Origin of the sequence: Virgibacillus ihumii, from assembly GCF_902726655.1 — a bacterium.
Lineage (GTDB): Bacteria > Bacillota > Bacilli > Bacillales > Amphibacillaceae > Lentibacillus > Lentibacillus ihumii.
On sequence record NZ_CACVAN010000001.1, the window covers coordinates 1,568,278 to 1,593,032 of the forward strand.

Below are 24,755 nucleotides of genomic sequence, written 5' to 3' on the forward strand. Positions count from 1 at the left end.
ACCATTTAATTCGTTTTTTCTTTTGATAAATCACTTTTTGTCCCAGCCACTTATTTTGTCAGGGATAACCTTAAATTTTATTGGGTTTTGTCCAAATCGCTTATGATGTTCTTTCCGAATTACATGCTGTTCTCTCCCATTTAGGAGCTGCTATCTCCAGAATAAGTATTGCCGGCTTCAGGTCCTTCAGTTGTTTGTTTTCCTTTCGACAATTGTGCTACAGAAATTCCCACGATGATGAGCAAAGATCCGGCAATTACACCGGTGGTCAAATTTTCATCCAGCAGCCACCAGCCGAGAAACAGTCCGAATACCGGAACGAGCAATGTTGACAACGTTGCACTGACCATATCGATGACACTCAATATGACAAACCAAACAGTAAAGCAAAGCGCTGAGGCCAGGACACCCGTAAATAATATGTAGAAAATGCTTTCGCCTGTCAAAACAACCGGTTCCCCCCACTCAGCAAACAATGTCGCAATAATGATACCAAGCGTTCCGAACAACATTTGATACGCAGATACCTGCAACTGTGTCATACCCTGCAGATTCAGACGGTAATAAACATTGGCACCCGCCCATGATACTGCTGCAATCACAATCAGCAATTCACCGAAAATGATTTGCAGGTCCTGAACAAAAAATATATCCCATCCGAGTATTGTCACCAGACCGAGCATACCCGAAATTAACCCGAGCATTTTTCCTGGCGTAACTTTTTCACCTAATATCTTTGCTGCAAAAATACTACTCCATAACGGCATGGAATAAAGTAAAACCGATGATTTACCAGCGTTGACAAACTGCATTCCATACATGACAAGCAAAAATACAATTGATGTCTGCAAAATTCCGACCACAATCAGGTGTTTCCACATTTCTCTTGGCGGCCTTCTAACTTTCAGAAACAGGACAAACAGCAGTAATGTGATGGTGCCCGTCCCAAAGCGAAAGGCAGAAAATGTGAAGGGACCCATAAACTGAAGCGATGCTTTCATATAGACCCATGCATAACCCCAAATAATGGTAATCAGCAGAATAAGCATCCATACCATCCATTTATGTTTCAAAACAAAATCCTTCATTTCGACAAACCTCTTTTATAAACATAATAGTGCCAGTATAATAATTTCCTATTAAACTGGCAAATACGACAGGTTGCTACATCTTTTTACCCAGACCATTTTACATATTTTTGCAAACTTTCCCAATATTTATGCGTCTAACGGGGCATGGACGTTTTTCATTTATTCCCTTATTTTGGATATAAGCCTTTACATACATGGCTGAAAGGAGGTGCATTACAGTGAAAAAATTGTCGTATATTACACTGTCACTTCTAGTATTAACACCACTATTCTCAGTAAATAATATTTCCGTCGAAGCAAATGAACTTCCTAAACCTGCAATGGAAAAACCTGCAAATAAACTTATACACGAACAAGCTCACCCCAATTTTTCGTGGGGAAATCCCGGACCTTCATCCCCTGTATTACATCCTGGATCGATTCGAGGTGCTGGTATGGTTGCAGAACCATTAATAGAAATTGACACTGTTATGAATAGAATGATAGAAAATGATGTCATGCCCGGTGCTGTTACGTTCGTGGCCCGACGCGGACATATCGTTCAGCAAGAAGGATATGGATATTCTGCTATTTACAAGAATGATAACGGTAACACACTGGAAAACCCGATTCGTATGAGCAAAAACACTATTTTTGATATTGCTTCGCTCAGTAAAATTTTCACGACTATTGCCGCTATGCAATTGTATGAAGAGGGACATTTTGAACTGGATGACCCGGTTGCAAAATACATTCCTGAATTTGCACAAAACGGTAAAGAAGATGTCACGATTCAGCAATTGATGACACACACATCCGGGTTCAAACCATGGGTGCCGCTGTATACAATTGGTGACTCAAGGCAGGACCGCTTGGAGTATGTTTTCCAGTATCCGCTCGAAAACGAACCTGGCACAACCTATACCTACAGTGATTTAAATATGATAACGTTAGGTGCTCTGGTTGAACGGATTTCCGGTAAGCGATTAGATGAATTTGTAAAAGAATATATAACAGAACCGCTGGATATGAATAATACGATGTATAACCCACCGGAAACACTTAAAAATCAGATTGCGGCAACCGAATATCAGCCTTGGACAGACCGGGGACTTGTGTGGGGCGAGGTACATGATGAGAATGCCTGGTCACTAGGTGGTGTTGCGGGGCATGCCGGTGTTTTTTCTACAGCGAAAGACCTGGCAATCCTGGGCCAGATGATTCTGAATGACGGACGTTATGCAGGCGAACGGATTCTTCAACCGGAAACAGTGGAACTGCTCGTACAAAATCAGATACCCGAATTCCCGGGTAATGAGCACGGACTTGGCTGGGAAATTGCACAAGGCTGGTACATGGATGCCCTATCTGGCGTTTCAACAATTGGGCATACCGGATTTACCGGCACATCTATTGTCATCGATCAAAACAATGAAACTATCGCCATTTTGTTAACAAACCGGGTACATCCGACAAGGGACACCGTATCGACAAACCCTGCACGACGGCAGTTTGCTCGTAAGGTAGCAGACAGTATTCCTGTTTCCATCGATTCCAATGACGGGGCATGGTTTGCTGGTTACGGAAACAATATGGATAAAATGCTGACCGCTGAAGTGGATATGAACCATGACACTAACCTATCATTTGATACGTGGTACAGACTCGAGAACGGTTATGATGTTGGGTATGTTGAAATTTCAACCGACGGGAAAAACTGGACCAAAGCGAGTGACAATTTCACTGGATTCAGCAGCGGTTGGAAAACACAAAGTGTCCACATTCCGGAAGGGACAAACTATATTCGATTCCGCTACCAGACCGATACCAACACGAATGGCAGAGGCTGGTATGTGGCAAACTATAGGTTAGATAGTGGAGAATCATTGGAATTCACAAGTGAGGACTGGGTAAAACGAACGTATTAAACGAGGAGGAAAATTAATGAAAATGCCTTTCAGAATTTCCTTTATCATCACGGCCATCGTCGTTCTAGTTTGTAGTCCGATCACGATTTCAACCGATACAGTTCACGCAGTTGATGAAACGGTGACAGATCTAGTTCTTCTGGAAAATGTTCCACAGGCGACTGTCGACGTAACAAATAACGAGGTGGATTTGACCGCATTGCACCTTTACGAAGGTGGACATTTTAAATCCACCACTAACAACCTGGCTTGGCACTCCACCAATCAAAATGTTGCAACAGTAAATGATCAAGGTGTAGTTACATTCACCGGGCAGCCGGGACGTTCATTCATTAAAGTAACAGATGGCACCTTTAACGATCGAATTGCCGTTCACTATAAACCGGATAAACAGGGACCCGCTTCCTTTTCCGGAAAAGTTATAAAACAGGATGGCGACCGCTACAACATCATTGGAAGAGCAATTGAAGGCATGACACTGAAAGAAAAACTCGGACAGATGCTGATGCCCGATTTCCGCACATGGGAAGGTGAAGATGTTACCGAAATGCTGCCGGAAATCAAGCAGCTTGTAAAAGAATACCATCTGGGTGGTGTCATCCTGTTCCGGGAGAACGTAGTCACAACTGAACAAACTGCACGACTCGTGCATGCGTATCAGAAAGCTTCCGAAAAGTATGGCATGCTGGTGACGATCGACCAGGAAGGTGGAATTGTCACACGATTGCAGTCTGGCACCGATTTCCCAGGAAATATGGCGCTGGGGGCGACACGCTCTGCTGAACTTTCCTATGATGTCGGAAAAGCAATTGGCGAGGAATTGCAGGCGCTTGGTATCAATATGAACCTGGCACCTGTTCTTGATGTGAACAATAACCCGGATAACCCGGTTATCGGTGTCCGTTCATTCGGTGGTTCACCGGAACTGGTGGCGGAACTCGGGATTGCTTATACTAAAGGACTGCAGAGTACGGGTGTGGCAGCCACTGCAAAACATTTTCCGGGACACGGCGATACTTCTGTTGATTCTCACCTTGGGCTGCCTGAGGTTCCATATGGTATGGAACGGCTCAAGGAAGTAGAACTTTACCCATTCCAAAAAGCAATGGAAGCAGATATCGATGCTATCATGACAGCACATGTTACATTTCCAAAAATTGATGATACCAAAGTCATTTCCAAGAAAACGGGTGAAGAAGTACTGCTTCCAGCAACCCTTTCTCACAAGGTTTTAACCGGACTAATGCGGGAACAAATGGGCTTTGATGGTGTCATCATAACCGACGCCCTGAATATGGGCGCAATTACAGATCATTTTGGCTCTGTTGATGCGGCTATCCGTGCCGTTAAAGCCGGAACAGACATTGTTCTGATGCCGGTCGGACTTGAGGAAGTAGCGGATGGTCTTTACCATGCCATTCAAAGCGGTGAAATTTCCGTTGATCGAATTGAAGCATCTGTTAAACGGATATTAACGTTAAAAATTGAACGAAATATCATTAAAGCAGAATCCACCCCTCCACCCGAGGAAATCATAGCGAACGCACAAGAGGTGGTAGGATCAGAAGCGCACCAACAAACTGAGGCTGAAGCAGCTAAAAAATCCATCACACTCGTCAAAAATGACAATGTGCTTCCACTTGATCCATCAGCAGACGACAAAATAGCTGTTGTCAGCAGCTCATTTGCCGACAGACTATACAATTCAATTAAAGCACATCATGATAACACCATGCTTATCGAAGCATCGGGGTCACTATCTGCCGAACAGCTTGCCAAACTCGAAAACGCAAGTGCGGTTATAGCAGGAACATATACGTACAGTGTGAGCGGCCGATCACCGGACAGCCCGCAGATGCAGATGGTAAATCAGCTGATAGAAGAACTTGAAACTCCAGTAATTGGGGTTGGCATCAGAAATCCGTACGACATTATGGCTTATCCGGAAATAGATGGATACCTGGCACAATACGGTTTCAGGAATGCGAGTTTTGAGGCTTCAGCCAATACCATATTTGGCGAAAACAATCCAACCGGACTTTTACCAGTAACCATTCCGGATAATGACGGAGATGTGTTATATGAATTTGGTCACGGACTTTCTTATTAACATATTTTGCAGACCTGATTTTCAGATTATCATAACTTCCTAAAAGGAGCTGTTTATGTATGAAAAAATATGTTGTTGCCGTATTGGCTCTGCTTTTCATATTCGGGTCGATTACAGCTGTTTTTGCACACAATGGTGACAATGGGAAACATAAGGGAAAACATAAAAAATTCAAACTGGGTGTAGAAGTGTTACTTGACGAAAAACTACATTTAATTGAGGATAAACGGGTTGGCTTAATTACAAATCCAACTGGTGTTGACAAAGAATTGAACAGTGTAGTTGACGTGTTACACAATCATCCGAATGTGAATCTGACAACACTGTACGGCCCGGAACATGGGGTCCGGGGCAGTGCGCAAGCTGGTGAATATGTCGAGTTTTATATTGATGAAGCGACTGGACTTCCGGTATACAGCCTGTACGGTGAAACCCGGAAGCCAACACCAGAGATGCTTGAAAATGTGGATGTGCTCCTGTTTGACATTCAGGATGTAGGAACAAGATTTTACACGTATATTTACACGATGGCACTTGCCATGGAAGCGGCAGCCGAAAATGATATCCAGTTCATCGTGCTTGACCGTCCAAATCCATTAGGCGGAACGAAAGTACAGGGGCCTGTGCTTGATCCGGATTACTCCTCATTTGTCGGGAAATATCCGATACCGCTCCGCCACGGCATGACTGTCGGTGAATTGGCAAAACTATTCAATAATGAATATGGTATTGGAGCAGATTTAACAGTCGTGGAAATGCAAGGATGGAAGCGAAACATGTACTATGAAGAAACACCGCTTGAATTTGTGATGCCTTCACCAAATATGCCAACAACTGACACTGCTTTGGTATATCCGGGAGCAGCACTTATTGAAGGTACAAACGTATCGGAAGGCCGTGGTACAACGAAGCCATTCGAATTGATTGGTGCGCCATTTATAAACAGCAAGGAACTCGCTGACACATTAAATGACTTGAACCTGCCAGGCGTCCAATTCCGGGCAGCATCGTTTACACCGCAATTTTCAAAACACAGCGGAACACTAAGTCATGGAATACAAATCCATGTCAAACACAAACCATCGTTCAATCCGGTTACAACCGGTTTGCATATAGTAAAAACGATTCATGATTTATATCCGGAAGACTTTGAATTCCGGGCTGAAAACAGTCAAGGCATATCATTCTTTGACTATCTGGTCGGTAACGGCTGGATCAGAGAAGCGATTGAACAAGGAAAATCAGTGGAATATATGAAAAATCGCTGGCAAAATGACTTAAATGAGTTTAGTAATATCCGAGAAGGGTATTTACTATATTAAGAGTTTTTATTGACCCCCCAAAATATTAAAGGGTGCCCCGGCATTGCCGGGACACCCGATTTTTTTGCTTCCGCAGTGTTCAAATGGTATTTCATCTGTTAACCTTTTATCGCACCCTCCGTCATCCCTTTCGCAATCCGCTGTTGGAAGATCGCGTATAAGATGATAACCGGAACAATCGCAATAACCAGTCCCGCAAACAATGTTCCCCATGCATTCGTATACTGCGCTTCACTGCTGATATAGTCAATTGCAAGTGCCAGTGTGTAATTTGATTCCGACTGCAGAAAAATCAAAGCCATGAAATACTCATTCCAAAACTGGATTGCATTCATAATCGTAACTGTAATAATACCGGACATGGACAGCGGCGTTATGATTTTCCACAAAATCCGGTACGGTGACATCCCGTCCATTGCCGCTGATTCTTCCAATGACTTCGGAATCGTGCTCATGAAACTGGTCAGTACAAAGATGGAAAATGGCAGCTGACTGACAGCGTAAACCATGGCCAGTCCAAAAATATTATCAAGCAGATTAAACTGGTCCAGCAGGAAGAATAATGGAATCCAACCAAGTACCATCGGAATCATCATCGCTGATATATATAACGTAAACAATAGATTACTCCCTTTAAACCGAATACGTTCCAGGGCGTAGGCAGTTGGAATTGCCATCACCAGCGTCAAAATTGCACCGACTGCTGTTACAATCAAACTGTTAAAAACACTCGTATCAATGTTATATTCAGTCCACGCCGTAGCGAAATTCTGAAACTTCCATGTGTCCGGAAAGCCCCATGGATTTGCATAAATTTCAGCATTTGATTTAAAAGCACCGATAAACATCCAGATAATCGGATATAACACGGCGATTGACCATAATATTAACGGTATTCTTATGCCTGTTCGCGCAATTATTTGACCAACACTTCGTTTCAAGATAACCTCTCCTTTTCTTATGCTGTAAGAAAGTATAAATACTATGAATTCCTTTAACGCATGCCAAGTTTTCTAATATTCTACCTTATCCCGTCGCAGCAGGAACTGCAGAATTAAAACTGTAATAAGTGAAAGAATTAAAATCATGACACCAATTGTTGCCCCGTAACCGAAATTGTATTGTACAAAAGCCTGTTCATAGAGATATGAGCCCATAACATGTGTTGCATTATTCGGCCCGCCTTCCGTCATAATCTGTACAATGATAAAGGAGCCATTCAATGTTGTAATCACGATATACAAAATGGAGATTTTAATCTGCGGCCATACAAGCGGTAATGTTACTTTCCAAAATTGCTGCCATTCACTTGCTCCATCAATTTCCGCCGCCTCATAATAGCTTTTCGAGATATTCGCAATACCACCCATTAAAAGCAGCATGAATAAACCAATACCTGCCCAGATGGATGGCAGAACAAGACTTGTCAAAGCCCAATCTTCACTTCCAAGCCAAGGCTTTGCCCAACTTTCCAGACCGATGAACTCCAGTCCGGAATTGATCAAACCAAGACTTGGATTGTAAATAAATGTCCATAAAATACCGATTACAACGACCGACATGATATTCGGGAAGAAAAATATGATCCGGTAAAATGGCGCTTCTTTTATTTTCAATTGTGTCAAAGCAACGGCAATGAACATGGCCATAATCATAATACCGATGACTTTTGTAATAACAAGAAAATAGTCATGCCAGATGGTTGCAGGTATTATCTCGTCCTGGAACAGTGTTATGTAGTTTTCAAATCCAACAAATTCTTTAACCTGTGAAGACCCTGACCATTCAAAAAAAGAATAATATAATCCGCTGAATAATGGATACAGCGTAAAAATACTAAACATAATGAATGTGGGTACAAGACAAAAGGCTAAAAAAAGATATTTTTGCTTCTTAGACTGTACCATCCAATCACTCTTTCAAATTTTGTATAGATCAAAAGACGATGAAATAAAGAGTATGGAACATAAAGACCAAGAGCCCGCCCTTACATTCCATACACCTAAAATTTCAAGTTACTTATTACTCTCCCGATATTCAGCAGCAGCCTCTTCAGCTTTCTGTGTAAATTCCTCCGCGGAAATATTTCCAAGCATCAGTGATACCAGTGCATTACTGATTGGTGTTTCCAAATCAGCACTCATCGGATGTGGTTTATGATAAATTTGTACCTTATCCGGATTGTTAATCATTTCATTAGCCTCAATCAGATATTGCGGTACCTTATCATTTGATGCAAGATCGACACCTTTAAGGTTCATGATCGCACCTGTGTGCTCGGAGAACAATTTGGCATACTCTTTCGTGAACACAAATTCTACAAAAGCTTTTGCCGCTTCAGGATTTTCAGCTTCTTCCGCAATTGCGAGCGGACGCAAATCCGGAACAATCGCCATTGGTTCACCGGATTCATTCATTGGTGATGGAATAAATCCATATTCAAATCCTTCTGGTGTACTCTTTTCCATTTCATTCGGCAGCCAGAATCCGACTGGAATGAATGCGTTTTTGTGAAGCAGGAAGTTCATTTGTGATTGTGTATGGTTTAAAGCACCAAAGCCAGAATCAATATACCCTTTCTCCGCCATTTTTTCGACTTTTTTCATGACCTCCAGAACTTTGTCACTGGTCCATGCACTTTCCTTACCCTTAATAACATCATTCAGCAATTCATTGCCACCAGCTGCACCAAACGCAGGATAAAGCATACCGCGAAGGAAATAGTACGGATATTTCCCCGTCGTAACAAACGGTGCTATTCCTTCCGATTCTTTAATTTCTCCCATTGTACTCATAAAGCTTTCGAAATCGCTCGGTACTTCCCAGCCATTCTTTTCAAACCATGCTTTGTCATACCATGTACCCCATGTATCAAAGACTAATGGAAGACTGTAAATTTCCCCGTCATACGTCGCTGGTTCCACGATGAAACTTTCCATCAGCGGTGTTCCATCTTCTAACTTGAGTTCTTTAACCCAGTCTGATAGATTCATAAGCTGTCCATCTTCAACCATCTGTGTTTCGCTAGATCCCGCTCCATCAATATAAACAACATCAGGCGGATCTCCGGATACCCAGCGCGACCTCATCTCTTCATTAATATTCGGACCGGCATGCTGAACAACTTTGACATCAGGATACTTTTCTTCAAAGTCCCCAATTACTTCTTTCCACCATGAATCACCATACCCCCCTACAAAATACTGAATTTCCAGTGTTCCGTTTACTTTGCCGTCATTTGCTGTTTTACTGTCTGATGAGCCTTCTTCAGAGCCTCCATCAGATGAACAGCCTGCGGCCAGCACAAGAATAAACAAGATCATCAGAACAAACCCCGCCGGACTTTTTAACAACTTTTTCAACTTTTCTCCCCCTTTGATTTTAATTAATTTATATGAAATACATTAATAGTTCATACTATCAATGCAATTTCAGACGTTATGCTTCAAAACATAGTCGATGGCATCACGGACAAAACCATTGCTGTGATCAATTGCATTTCTGGCATCCTCGTATGTAACACCACCCTTAATCATCACAATTGCAGGTTTCACTTCATGTTTGGTCAAAGCCAGTGTCTTTTCTGCTTCATCGTACGATACACCAGTAATTTCCATCAGTGTCCGCTTTGCACGTTCCAGCAATTTGTAATTGCTCGCATGTACATCAACCATCAGATTTTCGTGTACTTTGCCAAGCTTAACCATCGTTGTTGTACTGATCATATTGAGAATCATTTTATGTGCGGTTGCTGCCTTCATTCTGGTAGAGCCTGTTAACACTTCCGGACCAACAACCACCTCAATCGCTGTGTCCGCGTTCCGGCTGATTACTGATTGCGGATTGCAGGAAAGGGAAACTGTATAAGCACCAACCTCCTGTGCATATTTCAATGCACCAATTGGATAAGGCGTACGTCCGCTTGCCGTGATACCGACAACAGCATCCTTACTGGTAAGCATTTTTATCTTCATATCCTTTTTACCCTGAGATTCATTATCCTCAGAACCCTCAATAGCCTGAAAAAAAGCTTCTGTTCCTCCAGCCATCACCGTCTGCACCATGTCAGGCGGGGTCATAAAAGTCGGCGGACATTCAGAGGCATCAATTATGCCAAGTCTGCCGCTCGTACCCGCACCAGCGTAAAACAACCTTCCACCCTGCTTTAGTGCATTACTTATCTTTTCAATTGCCAGACCCACCTGCGGAAGAACCTTTTCTACGGCATATGCTACCTTTTTATCCTCATTATTTATTGTCTCTAAAATTTCCATCGTGGACATCTCATCCATTGTTATACTGCTATTATTCCGCTGTTCAGTAGTCAGTTTAGATAATTCCATAGATTTCAGTATCCCCTTGCCCTGAAAATATATAAAACGCTTTCATAATACTAAGTTGCTATAATTATAGTCCGGTTGAACTATTTTGTCAATAAAATGTAAAAAGTTGTGTAATTTTATTTTATTGTGTATAAAATTTTTTATTGTTCCTTTAAAAAAGCTATCGCATCCCTTGTTTCATCAAGGTGTTTAACTGTTTCTTCATACTCCTCGGATGCGAGACACATAAACAAAATATCGATAATGTGTAATTGAGCCATCCGGGACGAAGTTGCCCCGCTTCGAAAGGTCGCTTCCCTTGCGGCTGAAGTATGCAGTTTTATATCGGAACAATTGCTGACGGGCGACTTACCGTATTTTGTTATGCCAATTGTTTTGACGTTCTTCTTTTTCGCAAGCTCCAACAGCCTGGCAACTTCTTTGGTTTTTCCGGAAAAAGATATTCCAACCACGATATCATCAGGACCCTTATTGGCAATCGATGTTGCCGCCATATGTACATCAGAAAATGCCTGAGCATTTTTGTTAATCCGGATAAATTTCTGCTCCGCATCCTTTGCGGCTATGAAGGAGGCTCCAAAACCAAGCAGTATTACCGATCTGGCTTTTGATAACGCCGAAACGGCCGCCTTGATATTTTGTTCACTCATAATATCCACTGTTTCTTTAAGTGTTTGTATTGTATTTGAAGTTACCTTATCAATGATATTACGGTATTCATCATTTGGTTCAATATCCCGGTATCCCTTGACTGACTGCTCCTGAAGGTCTCCCGCAACACGGATTTTCAGCTCCTGAAATCCATTAAAGCCGAGCGATTTACATAGCCGTATCACTGCTGCGCTTGACGTGTTACTTTTTTCACCAAGCATTAAGGCTGTCAGCATAATCGATTCTTCCGGCTTTTCCAAAATGTAATTTGCGATTTTTTGCTCGGACGGCGGCAGGACGTTTACCATTTCCTTTAACATCACCAAACCGCCTTTCACGTCTGACATAGCATTACCCACTTTCCTGTAATTTTTTAATAACAGAATGATTCAGTTGACCATTTCTCATTAAAAATGCCCCGATAATTGCTCCACCCGCAGGCGAAATATTCGGCATTATGAGCTCAATATTGCTGTCATGTTTCAACTCTTCCTTTAGCAGCCGTGGAAGTATTTCTTTTTCCTGAAACACACCACCACATAAAACAACTTTGACATTTTGACCTTTTTCAAACAGCTTCATATACAACGTACCGATGCTTTCTTTAATCTCCTGGGACGTGTCGGAAATAATTTGCTGTGCAACTATATCATTTTGTTTATAAGCTTGAAAAACTAATTTCGCAACAGGAGAAATTTTATTTTTAGGTGATTCCGAAGTGTAGATTTTTCTAACCAGATCATATGGATTTGAAACTTCAAAATCGGAAGAAATTCTTTTTAGCAAAACAGTATCAGGTCCACGCCCGTCATGCGCCTTCAATGCACGCATTATTCCCTTCCTGCCAATATCGTAACCACTTCCCTCATCACCAAACAAATAACCCCATCCGCCAACACGACCGTGTACTCCATGTGCGTTTATTCCATATGTGATGGAGCCTGTACCGGAGATATGAACAATGCCATGTTTCCCATATGTCCCCGAGTAAAGCGCATTAATCGTATCCGGTTCCACCCGGATACGGGTTTTGTTGAAAAGCAACTGTTTAAGAACCTGTTCAACAGTAATCCTGGAAGCATTGTTGCCTGTGCCGGCAATCCCGGCAAATAAAACGCTTACATTCCACAACGCATTTGGAAGCATTTGTTCCAATTCATCCAACAATGTTTTAAGCGTATCAAAAAGTTTGTTTCCTGATATAACATTCGGATTAGTCGGGCCGCCGGACGTCTGCGCCACAATCGTGCCATCCAGATCAGCGAGAATGGCCACTGTTTTTGTTCCGCCACCATCAATTCCTGCTACATATTCCATCTTCTCACCTTTCCATTTTTGTTATCTTTATTTTATAAAAGTTGAAATATTTTAACAAGAACTTTTGAAATAAAATTTCATTTATAATAAAAATTTTTTCTGTAATAATCTTGGCTAATGACGGCTTCAGGCGAAACCTATACTCCTCCCTCATTTACATTTTCAATCATGTCACAAAACTTGTCAGCAAATTTCTGACAACGTGCAACATCATCCTGATCGGGTTCCATATCGACAATCATACGCTCCGGTAAAAGTTTCGCTCCCTTAGCCTCAAACCGGTCGCCCATAAGATTGGCCGCACCTCCAAATGAGTCATAAAAGGAGTCCCCTGACCCGAAAACACCGATAATTTTTCCGGTAATATCCACATCATCCAGTTCATCATAAAAATCTTCAACCTCGTACGGGAGTTCACCGTCATCCCACGAATATGTTCCGACAAGAATACCATCATAACTCAATAATTCTTCCACATCTATTGCATCAAGATCAAACGTTTTCGTTTCCACCTCATGTTCCCTGGCTTCAATGACATCTGTGATAATCTCAGCCATCATTTCCGTGTTACCAGTCATGCTGGCAAACAACATCAGTACTTTTCCCATCTCAAGCCACCCCGATTCCCGTTCAATTTATTTCATTATATGTTAATTGAGAACAGTTTTCAATTGATTAGTTAAGACATTTACGGTGTTTGAGGGGCGTTGCCAAACGAGTTTGTGTTACCCTACCGTTTTCTCATTCTATTCTATCATTAAAAGAAGAAGCCATTACAAGGCTTCTATCCGACCAACTGAATTCCGATATACAATTTTATGTGGTACAGTGACTCTTCTAGCCGCAACTGTTTTATCTAATGTTCTTTCAATCAGTGCACGGGCGGATTCTGCGCCAAGTTCATGAATTTGAATATCCACCGTTGTCAGTGCCGGTTTTGTAATCTCCGACAAATACACATTGTTGAAACTGACCAAAGAAATATCATCCGGCACAGTATAACCCACTTCTTCCAGTGTGCTCAGGACCCCAAGGCTCATCAGGTCATCACTAACAACAATGCCGGTTGGCGGGGTATCCTGTGACAGCAGGCGTGCCACTGCCTCACGACCACCAGACTTCAAAAATTCCGTATGCATCCTGTAAGACTCACTGTGTTCCAGGTATGCATCCATTAAGGCTGCTTCATAACCTGCTTCACGATCCATGGTGACAAATAATTTTTTCGAACCTCCAATAAAAGCGATTTTCTCATGTCCCATATCAATCAGATGATTGGTTATTTCCTTGCCCGCAGTGAAGTTGTCATTATCCACATGGGTTATTTCACCAACATGCTCATATGGCTTACCGACAATTACAAATGGGAAGTTCTTTTCGTGTAAAAAATTCATGACTCGATCATTCATTCGTGAATATAACAAAATGACACCATCGACATAACTGCCGTATACCATTCGTTCCACTTCATCAAAAATTTCGTCATCCGTAATACCACTTGACAATGTAATGGAATATCCCATCCCGTGGGTTACTGACCCTATTCCTCGTAAAATTTCCGGAAAAAACGGATTCTGAAGCGCTTTGTCAGCAGATGACGGCATGATCACACCAATTGCTTTCGTCGATTTCACAGCTAGATTCCGTGCATTTATATTTGGATGATAGCCGAGTTCTTTCATTGCGTTACGAACTTTAGTTTTCGTTTCCTCGCTGATTCTCGGATTATCCGCGATAACACGTGATACGGTAGAGGGCGCTACACCCGTTGCTTTTGCTACATCTCTAATTGTCACCAAAATACTCACCCTCTACTTTTCATTTATACAAAGATACCATTGAATTGTCATCATTATCCAGTACTACACGCTGATTTTCACTTAATCCGTGTACGTTAACTTGTATTTTATCATACGCTGGCACGTATTTCCCCTGTCGGTCGCGAATCTCTACCTTCACAGCATCCTTCGATGATTTAATTCCAATAGTGAGCTGCAAAAAAGAACCTATTTCATATTCAAAAGTTTCGCCGTCATCATCATAAAAAGTACAATTATACGTTTCATCATCAATACCGGCAAATACATGCATGCTGATTTGTTTTGGATTTTTCTCCTTATTCGATGTCCAATCACCCTGCATGATGGCAGTTCCGTTTTTTACAAAAATCGGTAACTGATCAAGTTCGACGTGAATTAAATGGACTTTACCCCCCGTATACACTTCGCCAGTTTCAAAGTCTGTCCAATAACCTCTGGGGAGATAAACGGACCTGTCAGTAACAGACGGCGCTAAAATCGGTGCAATGATTACGTTGTCTCCAACCATGAATTGATCGTTCAGATTATAGGTTTTCACATCTTCCGGATACTCCATAAACAATGGGCGCATTACCGGGAGACCTTTTACGCTGGCATCATGAAATAAAGTGTACAATTGTGGCATCCATTTATAGCGCATTTGGATGTATTTTTTCATAATGAATTCATTTTCTGATCCGAACTGCCATGGTTCCTGATATACAGTCCCTATCGCTGCATGATTCCTGAAATATGGGGTGAATGCACCGACCTGCATCCAGCGAACAAGCAGTTCCGCATTGGTATCATGAGCAAATCCGCCAACGTCCGGTCCTGCGAACGGAACACCCGAGATTCCCAGGTTCATTACCATCGGCAGCGTCATTTGCAAATGCTCCCAGAAGCTTCGGTTGTCACCAGTCCAGACTGAGCCATAGCGCTGAATTCCGGCAAACCCGGCGCGGGTCAGTAAAAATGGCCGTTTACCGTTGAGTTGCTCTTTCATTCCATCATATGTTGCTTCTGCCATTTTCAATCCATATATATTGTGCAGCTCACGATGTGTTGCAGGTCTTCCGTCATTTCGGTGCATGACAGACGTATCCATCGTCTTTGTTTCGTTAAAAACCGCTGGTTCGTTCATGTCATTCCAGATACCTTCAATACCGATTTTCGAATAAACTTTGTGTTTATTGCCCCACCATTTACGAACGTTTGAATCAGTAAAGTCGGGAAAGGCACTCCTTCCAGGCCATACATCCCCAAAATAAACATCACCTTCCAAATACTTGCAGAACAAATCATTTGTAATGCCTTCCTGATAAATGGAATATTCCACATCTTTCTTCACACCAGGGTCAACGATAGGTACAATCCTGATGCCCATCTCACGCAAGTCGCTTATCAGTTTTTCCGGATACGGGAATTTTTCCTTATCAAATGAAAAAACCCGGTAACCGTTCATATAATGGATATCCAGGTGTATGACGTCAACCGGAATACCACGCTCGATGAAGTTTTTTGCAAGCTCCCTTACTTCTTTCTCAGATTCATAGCTGTAACGCGACTGCTGATAACCCAGTGCCCATTTTGGCGGAAGTGGCATTCTCCCTGTCAGATGTGTATACTGCATCAGGACGTCCTTAGGACCAGGACCGGCCATCACGTAATAGTCCAGCTGTCCACCTTCTGCACTGAACGAAAAATACCCATCCTTTTCCTTCATATTAAATTTAGTCCTGAACGTATTGTCAAAAAACACGCCATGTGCATGACCGTTGCGCATGGTCATAAAATAGGGGATGGACTGATAGAGCGGGTCTGTCTCAGGGTTATGCGGTGCATAAACATCCGTGTTCCACATCTCATACTTTTCACCGCGCTTATCAAGATGTCCCGATTTTTCACCAAATCCGTAAAAATGATCATCTGCATGCATTTTTTTGAATGCCGTAACCTCACCATTCTCCCGATATGCCATGCCGCGATTACCTTCATCGAGTAATACCACGCCATTTTGATCAAAAATCGTAATACGAAAAGGGACTTTTTTGACTTCAACTATCAATGCTTCCGTTTTCAACATCAGCAAATTATCTTGTTCAATCGATTCAACACTCACATGCTCCTTTTCAGCAACAACTGCATACGAACCATTCAAAACCGGCTCATGATATTGATTCATCACAATTCTGATGATCGAATCCGCAAAAAACTGGATAGCTGCAAACCCATTTTCACAAGCAAAAAAATAGCTGTTGTTTGTATGTTTATAGGATCTCAAATCCCCAATATCACGGTATATTACTGCATTTGTTTTCTTTTCCTGTCCAGGATGTATAGCAAAACTCGTATCTTCAAGCATTTCTTCATATCCTCCTGCCTATCAAATTACTACTTCTATCCTTTTGATCCACCGGCTGTCAAACCCGAAATCAAATACCGCTGCAGGAACAAATAAATTGTTGCGATTGGCAAGGCAACCAAAATAGAACCTGCTGCGAATCTCGTAAAATTATTAGAGAACTGATCATTAATAAAATTAAACAAACCAACTGCCAGTGTGTAGTTTTCCTCGCTGGTCAAAACAATCGACGGAAGCAGGAAGTCAAACATCGGCATCATAAAATTAAACAAGGCAACAACTGCCAAAATTGGTTTTGCCAATGGAAGCATAATACTCCAGAACACACGCAAATGCCCTGCACCATCTATTCTTGCAGCCTGATCCAATTCACGCGGTATCGTATCAAAGTAACCCTTTACCAGCCATGCATTGAATGGAATCTGTCCACCCAGATAAATGAAAATCAACCCTGTCAATGTATCCAGTAGTCCGATCATATTCAGGAAAATATATAAAGCTACCATTGCCATCATGACCGGAAACATTTGCAAAAGCAAAAATACGTACAATCCATTTTTCCGGCCAACAAACTGGTACCTGGAAAATGCGTACGCAACAAGTGACGTAAGAATAACACTGCCACCTGCAACAACCGTTGATACAATTAGTGAATTTTTATACCAGATTAAATAATCACTGTTTTCACTAAACAGCCATTTATAATGTTCAAGTGAAAAGTTTTCCGGGATAATCGATGAAGAATACAGACTTGTTCCCTGGTTCAGTGACATGCCTACTGTCCAGATAAGAGGGTAAAATATAATAACGGAGACAATTGCGATAATAACGTAAATACCCGTTACTTCCAGCTTCGATTTCAATTTCTGATTCATTATATTTCACCCTCTTCCTTAAATGATCGTGTACGTCTGAACTGAAAGAATGCGAACCCTGAGACCAATAGTCCCATTATAATTGAAATTGCTGCTGCCATCGCGTAATTGTTCGTGTCAAATGTCAGTTTATACACCCATGAGATTAAAATATCTGTACCACCTGCATTTTGACCTCTTACTGGCGGCCCACCTTCATTAAACAAATAAATAATATTAAAGTTATTGAAGTTTTGCGCGTACTGCATAATTAACAATGGTGCAGTTGCAAACATAACGTGCGGAAAGGTGATTTCACGAAATTTTTGCCAGCGTGATCCACCGTCAACATCCGCTGCTTCATACCAGTCTTTGGAAATGCTCTGCAGTACACCGGTAAATAGTGCGAATACAAATGGAAATCCGAGCCAGGTCTGGATGAGAATAATGGCAATGCGTGAATAGAGCGGATCACTCAGCCACGGTAACCCATCCCCACCAATCAATGGAATGATAATATCCCGATTAATTGCGCCGAATTCATCGTTAAACATCGCTGCAAAAATTAAAATCGTTACGAACGCCGGTACTGCCCATGGAAGAATTAATATAGTCCGAATCAGTTTTTTGAATTTCACTCTAGGATCGTTGACCAATACGGCTAAAAATAATCCGACTGCAATCTGCATCGTGGTAGCTACAACTGTCCAGACTATCGTCCATGACAACACACTAATAAACGTATCCTTCCAGATTGGTACTGTCAGCAATTGTTTGAAGTTTTCCAAGCCGACCCAATCCACGAGATTACGTGGTGGCGAATGAAATAGATCATAGTTCGTAAATGCAAGTAAAACGGAGAAAATCAACGGAAAAACAACTACAATCACCATCAGCATAAGTCCTGGCAATGTCATCAAGTATGGAAAAGAATTGTCATATGCTACCCTAAGTGTCTCTCGGAGCGGCAGCGGTTTCCATCCTTCGTTTAGTTTTTTCGCCTGTTTATAGGCCTCCATGACATTAAATACATATAATGTTCCAATAATGGCAACTGCAATTAAAGATAGCACTCCGAATACGAGCAGGCGGATTGAATGGTCTGTTCCGGGAATAGTTCCTAGTGTCCGGAGTCCCCACAACCCAAAATTGATCGCTTGTAACGAAGTAATCAGAAATGCTGCTTCAATAATGATAAATATGATCCCTTTTATATATCTGCGGTTGTAAAGCTGCCCAAGACCCGCAAACAATAAAGATAAAACCATTGCTGCTTTGGGACTATGCTTTTTACCGGTATTTCGATTATTGTCGGGTGCAGACAATGTTGGTACCCCCTTTAAAATCAAGCAGACTATTAGCTCCATAAATAAAATAGAATGATGGGAAGAGCTGACCCCTCCCATCAAAATAATACTTACTCTGCGCCACTTGCCTGGATATTCGTTTTTATTTGCTTAACCGCTTCATCCAGTACAGGCTTCACATCTTCACCTTCAGCAATAAACTGCAATGCATTGTTGAATGGTTCCCAAACTTGCTGCATTGCCGGTGTACTTGGCATTGGCACACCGTGTTTAATCTGTTCCGCAAAAGCTGCATAAATTGGATCTTCAATGGATGAAAGTGCCTCTTTGTTTGGAGCAAGCTCTCCTGCAACTTCAAAATAATGCTTGGAATTTTCCTGATTTGTCATAAATGCTGCCAGATCTTTAGCCCAATGTTTTTTCTCGGAATAGTAGGAAACCATCCATGATTTCACCCCGACAAAAGTTTGACCTTGTTCACCGTTAATTTTTGGGAATGGCGTAAAAGCAAGTTTGTCACCTAATGCCTCTTTATAACCTACAATTGCCCATGGACCATTGATGACTGCACCAACTTTTCCATCATTGAACAATCCATCAATAACATCAGTTGTTGTTGATGGGGGGATTTTACCTTCACCAAAAAAAGATTGAAATAACTTTCCGCCCTTTACGGAACCTTCGTTATTCAGACCGATATCATCAGTATTATATTCCCCTTCTTCTCCTCCGAAAATATAACCGCCAAAGTTATAGAAGAATGGAATGGAGAAATATAAATCATTCGGTTTCATCATAAATCCATACTGATCTTTTGATGGATTCGTCTTGTTTTCAAGAAGTGCTTTTAAATCGTTGATCGTTTCCGGTGCTTCTTTTACGATATCCGTATTGTAAAATACACCGTATGTTTCAATAACTGCCGGGTAACCATACTGAGCAGTTTTACCATTGTACTGATATGTTACCGCTTCGACTGCTGCGTCACTGTATGTGCTTTTCACATCATCTGCCATATCAATTGGTTCAGCAAGTCCTTGTGCCACAATGTTACCAATCCGGTCATGCGGCTGGAAAAATAAGTCCGGGCCATTTCCTTCAGGACCGGCTAACGCCAATTGTTCCATCTGATCGAGCATAGATTTCTTTTCAACCTTAACCTTAATTCCTGTTTCTTTTTCATAGTCAGCTACAATATCCTTAATTGCTTCCAGCTGTTTTTCCTCATCGTTTGCCCAGATGGACAGAGATTCGGGTTTTTCAGCAGTTTCCTTGGAACTCTCACTGTCACTTCCCTCACCTGTACTTTCTGAACGTTCCGGAGCACATGCTGCCAATACTAGAATGGCAAACATAAATGCCGCGATTAATAGATATGAAGATTTCTTCATTACAAATTTTCCCCCTTTAGGATTTAGTAAATGCAAAACCAGTTTCACGAAATCGTTTGCACAAATTCTGATTTTTATTGTAAACGCATTCTTTAAATTGTGCAACCGTTTTCGCAAAAGTTTTTAAAATTTTAATCTTTTATTGACATTTGCAGGCAAATTCTATTTACTAAAAGTAATCATATTTTGAGGGCAATGCATTGTCTTGCACAACAACCCCGTTTTTCCGGCAGATGGAGAAGGGGTTTTCTAATAGAAAGGGGTATTTTTATGATGAAAGAAGCAGTTTATCACCGACCGAAAAATAATTTTGCCTATGCTTATGATGCCGAAACATTGCACATTCGGCTTCGGACCAAACGAGATGATGTCGATAATGTCATACTGATTCACGGGGATCCCTACGACTGGACTGAGGAAGGCTGGAAGGTTCACCGGAGTGAGATGTCTTTGCAGGCAAGCAACGATCTTTTTGATTACTGGCTGGTTGAAATTAAACCTCCATTCCGCCGGTTGCGGTATGGATTTGAACTGAACAGCAGCAATGAAAAACTTGTATACACTGAAAAAGGGTTTTACCATGACGCACCTTTTGATGATGTCGCCTATTACTTCTGTTTCCCTTTCCTGAACCAGGCTGACGTTTTTCATACGCCTGACTGGGTGAAGGACACAATTTGGTATCAGATTTTCCCCGAACGGTTTGGAAATGGTGACTTCTCCAATGATCCTGAGGGTACGTTGCCATGGGGAAGTGCAGAGCCGGCTCAGGAGAATTTCTTCGGGGGAGACTTTCAAGGTGTAATTGACCATCTTGATTATCTTGAGGATCTGGGTATTACCGGAATTTATTTCACACCAATCTTTAAAGCATACTCCAATCATAAATATGACACGATTGACTACATGGAAATCGACCCGCAATTCGGCACGAAAGAAAAGTTCCGTGAGCTTGTACAGCGCTGCCATGAAAAGGGAATTCGAGTTATGCTTGATGCAGTATTTAATCACAGTGGGTATTACTTCCCGCAGTTTCAGGATGTGCTTGAAAATGGGGCTGAATCACTGTATAAAAATTGGTTTCATATCAAGGAGTTCCCTGTTAAGACCGAACCGCAGCCAACCTTTTATTCATTCGCTTTCACACCACACATGCCCAAACTCAATACCGAAAACCCTGACGTAAAACAATACCTGCTTGATGTTGCGACATACTGGATCAAAGAATTTGATATTGATGGCTGGCGCCTAGATGTGGCGAACGAAGTCGACCACCAATTTTGGCGGGATTTCCGGAAAGAGGTTAAAGCAGTTAAACCGGACGTATATATTCTAGGAGAAATCTGGCATGACTCTATGCCCTGGCTGCAGGGAGACCAGTTCGATGCAGTCATGAACTATCCATTCACGCTTGCTGCGCTCGACTATTTAGGAAAAAGAACGCTAAATGCTGAACAATTTGCCAATCAAATTTCCAGCGTTCTCACATCGTATCCGGAAAATGTTAATGAAGCAGCTTTTAATCTGCTCGACAGTCATGATACGGAGCGGCTGCTAACCCTCTGCGACAATGACAAACAGCGAGCCAAACTGCTTTTCGTAATGCAGTTTTCCTTCAAGGGAACGCCTTGTATCTATTATGGTGATGAAATTGGAATGACAGGGGGACAGGATCCCGGATGTCGTAAATGCATGGTCTGGAATACAGATGAGCAGGACCTGGAGTTGCGGGAGTTTATTAAAAAACTGATTCAATTGCGTAAATCAGAGCCTGCGTTTGGCAGCAATGGAAGTTTTCGCTTTACTGAATCGGACAATGAATCCAACTCTATCGTCTATGAAAAGAGATTTGGCGATGAAAAAATAGTTTTTATTATTAATCCATCAAATCGTTCTCTTAGAAGACCATTTCATACTGACAATGCGGTTAATCTATGGACGGGAGAGGTTATGAAAAACTCATCATTCATAGATACGGGAGCATATGACTTTTCAGTAATTAAGATTGAGCGTGATGACAATAGATAATAATTGATGAACAAAATGATGTCCAAAAAATTTGTCAGCAAAGATGTAATGGAACCAAGCTGAAGTAAAGCATCACCTTTTTACGTTCTAATTGTTTGGGGTAATATTTTTCGCTCAATTTTACGGGGATTATTAGTATATTCTGACATACATTTGAAATTCATCAGTACCATCTGGGCATCTGATGCATACACTTATAGCGATGAAAATATACAGGAGGAATGTTTATATGTATTATGGTATAATCCCAGTCCCTTATAGCGCATATCCCCCCGCCGGCCAACACTGGATGCAGCACCCGTATAATTTTAATCGTCCGGAAGAAGGATCGCAACAATTGAATAGAAGCGGTGATCGTCAGGAAGGGCATACACACGCTCATTACGGTTCAACCACCTGTGATGACGGACACACTCACCTCCACCCTGGTGTAACCAGTACACCGATTGAATCTGAAGACGGTCATGTTCATATTATCTATGGCAATACGACATATGATGATGAACATATTCATCGTTACAAGGCATATACGAGCCCACCGATTCCACTCGGTAATGGCTACCATACGCATTATGCCGAATTGACGACAACGGAAAATGATGGGCACACACATGTAGTAAAAGGTTATACAGCACCATCCCAAAACTAACCGAGCTTCATTATACCTGCCCGTTTTAATATTCGAACATGGCATAATACAATCATTGTCAGTATTTTTTGGTCTTTTTACCTATCAAAAGAACCTTGAAACTCCTGAAGAAGATTATATTGTACAGATACCTTACCCTCTATTTTCCTTTATAGAGGGTATTTCGTATCACATTTAACGTTCCTTCCCTTTATTATTTTGCTTTATCTCTGGTTAATATTGCTATTTATTTTACAATTACATTACAAACTAATTGTTTATATTTAATATTTTCAGAAATATTGTTATAATTAGGTTATTATTACTATAGGAGGGAGCTTGATGAACCCGGTCATCCTGTATAAAAAAATATCTCATGAGTTTGAAAACAAACTGAATAGAGATCTTACTGAGGAAGAAGATAACCTTCTGAAATGGATTGCAAACCAAAAATTCACCGAAGAGGACAACCGGAGAAGTAAGCGACAACCTTATCAATACTAACATAAAATATTCACATTAAAATTTTTAAAAAGGATGCTCCCAACTGATGAGCATCCAATGAAAAATAACTCTCCAATCCAATTCAGATCGAAAATGGCTTGCGTTTATTTTTTCTTTGCTAATTCATCCCTGTCCAAAGCCCTTGGCGGTTCTTCCATCCAACCATTTTTAATCATAATCTTTGCTCCGTCATCAGCATATTTAAGTATTTCACCTGACAGCTTACCATATTTCGCGCCTAAATCCCTTCTGGGTGACATCGACATACTTGTACCATAAAATCCAACACTTAAAGCAATTAGAGCAGTTGTTACAAACATCACATACTTATCAGAAAAAACAGATGTAGTGGAGTCGGTTATTTCTGTATTCCATGTCATAGGTACTGGTATATCATCTTCTGTTAAGATAGAACTAAAGACATCACAATGCTTTTGAGCGATTTCTTTTCCTTTGACAAGAAACTGTCTTACTTCTTTGGATTGTGCCCCTTGACTAAACCCAATCATAACTGCCGTTCCCAATGCATTTCGTTGATAATTCATGTTTATATTTGTTATTTCTGCACCTGTTAATGGTCTCCTCTCTCCAAAATAACCGGTAAGGAAACTTTTATTTTTTACAAAATCATAACTCTCTGGTATCGGAAGGTTCGGTGTCCGTATAAATAATCCTTTAGATAGCAATAACTCCCTTATTTCTCTTAGCGTTTCCGTGGCTTCCTGCAGGCATTCAGTGAAATAACTATAAACATCCGCTCTGACAGCCAACTGTACCCCCGTTGCAAAAGACTGTAAAACAATCCCCCCCATTGTATGCAGGTAGTTCAGAATAAAGTTGTCTGAAAAGAGCCTGGGGGCAGTTATATCAACATCTTCCTCGACTTTAAAGCCATATGGTATCGGGTAATTTTCCGCGTTAAAGATCGCAGTGATTTTATTTACATGTGACTGAGCCAACTCTAAAACATGTTGAATAATAGGTCTGATTTCTTCATCTTCTACCTTAGCCAAAAAATATTGCAATTGACATACGTTTGAAGTTTCTTTCATGTATGCTGTCCAAAGTTGTGTGATTTCTGCCGAGGTCAGCTTTATATTTTTTTCATCAGGTGCCACTCTTGCTCCCTCCAATTAAT

20 protein-coding genes are annotated in these 24,755 nt (G+C 41.4%); 6 read left to right on the forward strand and 14 right to left on the reverse strand.

Annotation, left to right across the window (positions count from 1 at the left end; genetic code table 11):
• Positions 1–140 precede the first annotated feature (140 nt).
• Complete coding sequence (locus HUX68_RS07865; RefSeq protein WP_174614308.1) at positions 141–1,088, reverse strand: DMT family transporter; 948 nt, start codon at positions 1,086–1,088, stop codon at positions 141–143.
• Between the two features lie 197 nt (positions 1,089–1,285).
• On the opposite strand from HUX68_RS07865, the gene HUX68_RS07870 reads away from it, so the two are divergent.
• Genes HUX68_RS07870 through HUX68_RS07880 form a run of 3 tightly spaced genes read left to right on the forward strand, consistent with a single transcriptional unit; the run spans position 1,286 to position 6,430 of the window.
• Complete coding sequence (locus HUX68_RS07870) at positions 1,286–2,998, forward strand: serine hydrolase domain-containing protein (RefSeq protein ID WP_174614309.1); 1,713 nt, start codon at positions 1,286–1,288, stop codon at positions 2,996–2,998.
• A gap of 16 nt (positions 2,999–3,014) precedes the next feature.
• Positions 3,015–5,108, forward strand: coding sequence for a glycoside hydrolase family 3 protein (locus HUX68_RS07875; RefSeq protein WP_174614310.1), 2,094 nt, complete (start codon positions 3,015–3,017; stop codon positions 5,106–5,108).
• Positions 5,109–5,167: 59 nt separating this feature from the next.
• Complete coding sequence (locus HUX68_RS07880) at positions 5,168–6,430, forward strand: exo-beta-N-acetylmuramidase NamZ family protein (protein WP_174614311.1); 1,263 nt, start codon at positions 5,168–5,170, stop codon at positions 6,428–6,430.
• A gap of 98 nt (positions 6,431–6,528) precedes the next feature.
• On the opposite strand, the gene HUX68_RS07885 is transcribed toward HUX68_RS07880, so the two are convergent.
• The 12 genes from HUX68_RS07885 to HUX68_RS07940 form a co-directional block, all read right to left on the reverse strand.
• Entirely contained in the window at positions 6,529–7,371 is an 843-nt protein-coding gene (locus HUX68_RS07885; RefSeq protein ID WP_174614312.1) for a carbohydrate ABC transporter permease, read from the reverse strand.
• A 72-nt stretch (positions 7,372–7,443) separates the two neighbouring features.
• Positions 7,444–8,337: a carbohydrate ABC transporter permease gene (locus HUX68_RS07890; protein WP_174614313.1), complete on the reverse strand. Its 894-nt coding sequence runs from the start codon at positions 8,335–8,337 to the stop codon at positions 7,444–7,446.
• Between the two features lie 108 nt (positions 8,338–8,445).
• The gene (locus HUX68_RS07895; protein WP_425509507.1) at positions 8,446–9,792 is read right to left on the reverse strand and encodes an extracellular solute-binding protein; all 1,347 of its coding nucleotides are present in this window, start codon (positions 9,790–9,792) and stop codon (positions 8,446–8,448) included.
• A 69-nt stretch (positions 9,793–9,861) separates the two neighbouring features.
• Positions 9,862–10,773, reverse strand: coding sequence for an N-acetylmuramic acid 6-phosphate etherase (gene murQ, locus HUX68_RS07900; protein WP_174614314.1), 912 nt, complete (start codon positions 10,771–10,773; stop codon positions 9,862–9,864).
• Positions 10,774–10,913: 140 nt separating this feature from the next.
• Complete coding sequence (locus HUX68_RS07905) at positions 10,914–11,771, reverse strand: MurR/RpiR family transcriptional regulator (protein ID WP_174614315.1); 858 nt, start codon at positions 11,769–11,771, stop codon at positions 10,914–10,916.
• A gap of 4 nt (positions 11,772–11,775) precedes the next feature.
• Positions 11,776–12,741, reverse strand: a complete 966-nt coding sequence (locus HUX68_RS07910; protein ID WP_174614316.1) for an N-acetylglucosamine kinase — start codon at positions 12,739–12,741, stop codon at positions 11,776–11,778.
• Positions 12,742–12,878: 137 nt separating this feature from the next.
• Positions 12,879–13,349, reverse strand: coding sequence for a flavodoxin (locus HUX68_RS07915; protein ID WP_174614317.1), 471 nt, complete (start codon positions 13,347–13,349; stop codon positions 12,879–12,881).
• A 165-nt stretch (positions 13,350–13,514) separates the two neighbouring features.
• Complete coding sequence (locus HUX68_RS07920; RefSeq protein WP_174616386.1) at positions 13,515–14,543, reverse strand: LacI family DNA-binding transcriptional regulator; 1,029 nt, start codon at positions 14,541–14,543, stop codon at positions 13,515–13,517.
• A gap of 16 nt (positions 14,544–14,559) precedes the next feature.
• The gene (locus HUX68_RS07925) at positions 14,560–16,905 is read right to left on the reverse strand and encodes a glycoside hydrolase family 31 protein (protein ID WP_174614318.1); all 2,346 of its coding nucleotides are present in this window, start codon (positions 16,903–16,905) and stop codon (positions 14,560–14,562) included.
• Between the two features lie 35 nt (positions 16,906–16,940).
• Positions 16,941–17,780: a sugar ABC transporter permease gene (locus HUX68_RS07930; RefSeq protein WP_174614319.1), complete on the reverse strand. Its 840-nt coding sequence runs from the start codon at positions 17,778–17,780 to the stop codon at positions 16,941–16,943.
• Positions 17,780–19,027 (reverse strand): carbohydrate ABC transporter permease, encoded by a 1,248-nt coding sequence (locus HUX68_RS07935; protein ID WP_246206751.1) that lies wholly within the window; start codon positions 19,025–19,027, stop codon positions 17,780–17,782. The genes HUX68_RS07930 and HUX68_RS07935 overlap by 1 nt, the downstream gene beginning before the upstream one ends.
• A gap of 149 nt (positions 19,028–19,176) precedes the next feature.
• Positions 19,177–20,457: a sugar ABC transporter substrate-binding protein gene (locus tag HUX68_RS07940; protein ID WP_174614320.1), complete on the reverse strand. Its 1,281-nt coding sequence runs from the start codon at positions 20,455–20,457 to the stop codon at positions 19,177–19,179.
• Between the two features lie 270 nt (positions 20,458–20,727).
• On the opposite strand from HUX68_RS07940, the gene HUX68_RS07945 reads away from it, so the two are divergent.
• The 3 genes from HUX68_RS07945 (at position 20,728) to HUX68_RS07955 (ending at position 23,617) form a co-directional block, all read left to right on the forward strand.
• Positions 20,728–22,485, forward strand: a complete 1,758-nt coding sequence (locus tag HUX68_RS07945) for a glycoside hydrolase family 13 protein (protein ID WP_174614321.1) — start codon at positions 20,728–20,730, stop codon at positions 22,483–22,485.
• 229 nt (positions 22,486–22,714) lie between these two features.
• Positions 22,715–23,134, forward strand: a complete 420-nt coding sequence (locus HUX68_RS07950; RefSeq protein ID WP_174614322.1) for a YmaF family protein — start codon at positions 22,715–22,717, stop codon at positions 23,132–23,134.
• A 321-nt stretch (positions 23,135–23,455) separates the two neighbouring features.
• A complete protein-coding gene (locus tag HUX68_RS07955) occupies positions 23,456–23,617 on the forward strand; it encodes a hypothetical protein (RefSeq protein WP_174614323.1) in 162 nt (53 codons plus the stop codon).
• A gap of 104 nt (positions 23,618–23,721) precedes the next feature.
• Here HUX68_RS07955 and HUX68_RS07960 read toward each other — a convergent pair whose 3' ends face one another.
• Positions 23,722–24,735 (reverse strand): DUF3231 family protein, encoded by a 1,014-nt coding sequence (locus HUX68_RS07960; protein WP_281355707.1) that lies wholly within the window; start codon positions 24,733–24,735, stop codon positions 23,722–23,724.
• Between the last annotated feature and the right edge of the window lie 20 nt (positions 24,736–24,755).

Bases quoted from the DNA above. Each gene is read 5' to 3' on its own strand.
- HUX68_RS07865 (WP_174614308.1), bottom strand. From the start codon at position 1,088: ATGAAGGATTTTGTTTTGAAACATAAATGGATGGTATGGATGCTTATT.
- HUX68_RS07870 (WP_174614309.1), top strand. From the start codon at position 1,286: ATGGCTGAAAGGAGGTGCATTACAGTGAAAAAATTGTCGTATATTACA.
- HUX68_RS07875 (WP_174614310.1), top strand. From the start codon at position 3,015: ATGAAAATGCCTTTCAGAATTTCCTTTATCATCACGGCCATCGTCGTT.
- HUX68_RS07880 (WP_174614311.1), top strand. From the start codon at position 5,168: ATGAAAAAATATGTTGTTGCCGTATTGGCTCTGCTTTTCATATTCGGG.
- HUX68_RS07890 (WP_174614313.1), bottom strand. From the start codon at position 8,337: ATGGTACAGTCTAAGAAGCAAAAATATCTTTTTTTAGCCTTTTGTCTT.
- murQ (WP_174614314.1), bottom strand. From the start codon at position 10,773: ATGGAATTATCTAAACTGACTACTGAACAGCGGAATAATAGCAGTATA.
- HUX68_RS07905 (WP_174614315.1), bottom strand. From the start codon at position 11,771: ATGTCAGACGTGAAAGGCGGTTTGGTGATGTTAAAGGAAATGGTAAAC.
- HUX68_RS07910 (WP_174614316.1), bottom strand. From the start codon at position 12,741: ATGGAATATGTAGCAGGAATTGATGGTGGCGGAACAAAAACAGTGGCC.
- HUX68_RS07915 (WP_174614317.1), bottom strand. From the start codon at position 13,349: ATGGGAAAAGTACTGATGTTGTTTGCCAGCATGACTGGTAACACGGAA.
- HUX68_RS07925 (WP_174614318.1), bottom strand. From the start codon at position 16,905: ATGCTTGAAGATACGAGTTTTGCTATACATCCTGGACAGGAAAAGAAA.
- HUX68_RS07930 (WP_174614319.1), bottom strand. From the start codon at position 17,780: ATGAATCAGAAATTGAAATCGAAGCTGGAAGTAACGGGTATTTACGTT.
- HUX68_RS07935 (WP_246206751.1), bottom strand. From the start codon at position 19,027: ATGGTTTTATCTTTATTGTTTGCGGGTCTTGGGCAGCTTTACAACCGC.
- HUX68_RS07940 (WP_174614320.1), bottom strand. From the start codon at position 20,457: ATGAAGAAATCTTCATATCTATTAATCGCGGCATTTATGTTTGCCATT.
- HUX68_RS07945 (WP_174614321.1), top strand. From the start codon at position 20,728: ATGATGAAAGAAGCAGTTTATCACCGACCGAAAAATAATTTTGCCTAT.
- HUX68_RS07950 (WP_174614322.1), top strand. From the start codon at position 22,715: ATGTATTATGGTATAATCCCAGTCCCTTATAGCGCATATCCCCCCGCC.
- HUX68_RS07955 (WP_174614323.1), top strand. From the start codon at position 23,456: ATGAACCCGGTCATCCTGTATAAAAAAATATCTCATGAGTTTGAAAAC.